The organism is Paraburkholderia bryophila (assembly GCF_003269035.1).
Lineage (GTDB): Bacteria > Pseudomonadota > Gammaproteobacteria > Burkholderiales > Burkholderiaceae > Paraburkholderia > Paraburkholderia bryophila.
In genome coordinates this window covers 1-2,876 of record NZ_QLTK01000068.1, presented here as the reverse complement: position 1 = coordinate 2,876, position 2,876 = coordinate 1, and the positions used below count along the sequence as shown (strand labels likewise).

Sequence of the window (2,876 nt, the reverse complement as noted above, 5' to 3'; positions counted from 1 at the left end):
ATCTTCACCTTCTATGAATCGCTTCATCCGGTCACCCATGCTGAATGAGTTAATCCAGTTTAGGCGATCAGCGCGTTTTCACACAAGCTCGACCCACAGGGGACCTTCAGATTTGCCGAAAGCTGCCGTTCACATAGCTTATAGGCTGCTCCGACGTATAAGATCGGTCGAGGCGAAAATTCAACACTCTGACTCGCAGCAGCGACTCAGAGTTGTCTTGGAGTGGGAATCCTCTTGAAAACAATCGTAAAGCGCTTCCTGTTAGCGCTGATCGCCCTGATGGCTTGCGTTCGTGGTGGAGTTGCGCTGGCAGAAACCCCATCTGACCAGTCCTTTTCTCCTGATCCAAAAATCCAGAAAATTGCGGAAGCCTACTCGCTAGACGCCGTCGACTTCTCCGCGAAACAGTTTGGAATAAAACTCGACTGGTCGGACGCGAGTATTGCAAATGTCGAAAAGGCCTTGGCGCAAATGAGTTCATCCTACGTCAGCACGAGTCCCAAGCCAACGGACGAACAAGTCATGTCATTCGCGAAAGCCTACGGAAGTTACGTCGGAGAGGTGTATCGCCGCAATCATGGTGGCGAGTGGGGTATGGTCACCCTTGGCGGAAGCCGATTCCCGGGTCTGCGAACCACCTCAGGTTCCAGCTTCTGGCCATGGGGACGAGTATTCAATCGGATCACAAAGGGGACGGAGGACAACATCGCCGACTACTACGCGGCCCTATTGAAAAGGTAGCGGACGGCGCATCCAGTCAACTTGGTCTTGAAGGTGTCAACGATTCAGGCCACGACGTCGAACGTCCGAAAGTGGCCGGCCCCTGCCTCATGCAATCGGCACACATCGATCCATTGCGATATCTAAGGTCGCTGCTCCCCAGCGGGCGGCTCGAATCGAACATCATCAAAGTCAACCAACGCTTCCTCCGAACCATTCATATAGAGTCGCTTTTTCTTTCTGGGATATTCGCAGATATCCTGCTCTAGGTTTGTTCTCGCAGAAATCATCACCAGAGGGGCATCGCCGTTGTTTGCTATCGTGTGGGCAACTCCATTTTTAGGAAATCCGAGAAAATCGCCACTGTCAATGACGTAGCGTTTTCCTTCGATAATTGCTTCGCCGCTGCCTGACAGAATGTAAAAGCATTGCTCCTCGTACAGATGACGATGGTATTCCGCGTACTCGTGGCCTGGCATCACCGTCATTAGTTGAAAACCAAGATCGGTGAGACCAGTGACGTCGCCAATTGATTTGGAAATGCGAATGGCGTCCGGATTCAAAAGATGCGCTCTGGATTTGCCTTCCATTTTGGCAATGTCCTCAGCCTTAAGCAGTTCGATAGGTTTGCTCATAGATTCTTCCAGAAGAGGCATCAACTCGGCGTTCAGATCGACCAGTTCGTGCCTGCGGGCACAAAAACTACAGGGATGAACGTCTGCACAGCGACGTGCGTCCGCTGAACGGACAAATAGGTCGCGAGTCAATTGTCAACCATCCTAGCCTGAGTGTCGAACGTCTCAAACTGGCCGAACTGAGCCCGACGACGACCCTCTCTGATCGACCCACTAGCCACCCTTTCGAGCCTACTTTCATTGCCTGCTCACCGCTTGAAGTCTCAGTTTTTGGGCGGTTCGATTTCGATTGAGCTGAAGGTCTCCTTCAGGCTGACTGCGTTTTGTAACTGACCGTTTGTGATCTCTCGTCCCTTACGATCAAAAAATTTGATGTCGGTATCGATGACGAGCGTGACAGGGACGTCCCCATTGCGGCTGTGCCATAGCGCCTCGAATTCATAAGGTCCCATTCGGGCACCGCCCAAGTGCGGCATCATTCCGTTGCCGATCCGAACACCCCAGCCGGTGTCCGTCACTTGGAATGTGTCGCTAATAAACTTCTCAAACGGCGGTCTCGCCTTAATAAGCGGCAGGATATCTGCGGAGAAACTCACAGAACCGTCTGCTAAAGCCGGTCCAGCCATCAAGCCAAGCGTGCTTGCAACTGCACAAGCCGCGAGTGCGGATCGGTACCATCGCTTCATGGTTCAGGTGCCTCCAAGATACTTGACTTTACGCTGCGTCCCATTGATCGCCCCGTGCGTCCAAGTTTGGACGACAGCGTGGCCCGCACCTAGAAAATTGTCAACGTGATACCCCTGTATCTGGCTGCCCCGGTCGTCTGCGTAGCGCTCACCTACCGCATCGATGTTCACGCGCGCTCGCGGCGGGATTACCGTGGGATCGACAGCGATCGAGTGGTTTTCTGTGACTGTGCCGAACGCGCCCAGGACACCGTCTGAGTAGGCAAAGGTGACGGCTTGTGGGTCTTCGAGGTGATCCGGGTGACCTTGGGCGTTGAGGTGCCAATGTGTGCCAACGTGGGTTGGTCGAACATAACGGCCGTTCAGCGCCATGCCGGTTCCTTGCATGACGACGCCACTCGCGCCATTCAGGAAGTCGTTTCTGTGCTGATCGCCGAGACCCGGTGCTGTCACCATCTGCCAGCCGAAGTCAGTTTCGTTACACACGTTGTAGGCAGTGATGAGAAACGTGCTCTCGTACCAAGCGTCTGACAGCGTGACGTCCAGGGGAACCGCCGTAATGTCGTGATCGGTGACCGTTAGCGTCCGCGCGCCTTTGTCCCGGCCCTCAAGCGTTACGATAACCGCACCATTTGAGTCGGTGCTCGTTGGCGATAATTGCACTCTGTCGCCGGTGCGATTGCTCGTGATAGAAATCGAGCGTCCCGCAACCGGTGCCGCCGCGCTAAGGCTACGCAACCTTGCCTTGATCTTCAGGCGATAAAGCACCTTGCCGTGTTCGACGTGAGATTCGCGCGGAATGATCGGCAACTTGTCGCCGAACGCGTTGTCCTGA

4 protein-coding genes are annotated in these 2,876 nt (G+C 54.3%); 1 reads left to right on the top strand and 3 read right to left on the bottom strand.

Features of this window, described 5'->3' with window-relative positions:
- Window positions 1–234 precede the first annotated feature (234 nt).
- Window positions 235–741, top strand: a complete 507-nt coding sequence (locus BX591_RS35715; protein ID WP_090685957.1) for a hypothetical protein — start codon at window positions 235–237, stop codon at window positions 739–741.
- Window positions 742–863: 122 nt separating this feature from the next.
- On the opposite strand, the gene BX591_RS35710 is transcribed toward BX591_RS35715, so the two are convergent.
- From BX591_RS35710 to BX591_RS35700, 3 genes are all read right to left on the bottom strand, one after another.
- Entirely contained in the window at window positions 864–1,355 is a 492-nt protein-coding gene (locus BX591_RS35710) for a cupin domain-containing protein (protein WP_111935996.1), read from the bottom strand.
- Window positions 1,356–1,618: 263 nt separating this feature from the next.
- Window positions 1,619–2,041, bottom strand: a complete 423-nt coding sequence (locus BX591_RS35705; RefSeq protein ID WP_146749866.1) for a hypothetical protein — start codon at window positions 2,039–2,041, stop codon at window positions 1,619–1,621.
- 3 nt (window positions 2,042–2,044) lie between these two features.
- Window positions 2,045–2,876 (bottom strand): 3D domain-containing protein (locus tag BX591_RS35700; protein ID WP_111935994.1); only part of this gene is annotated, 832 nt, incomplete at its 5' end.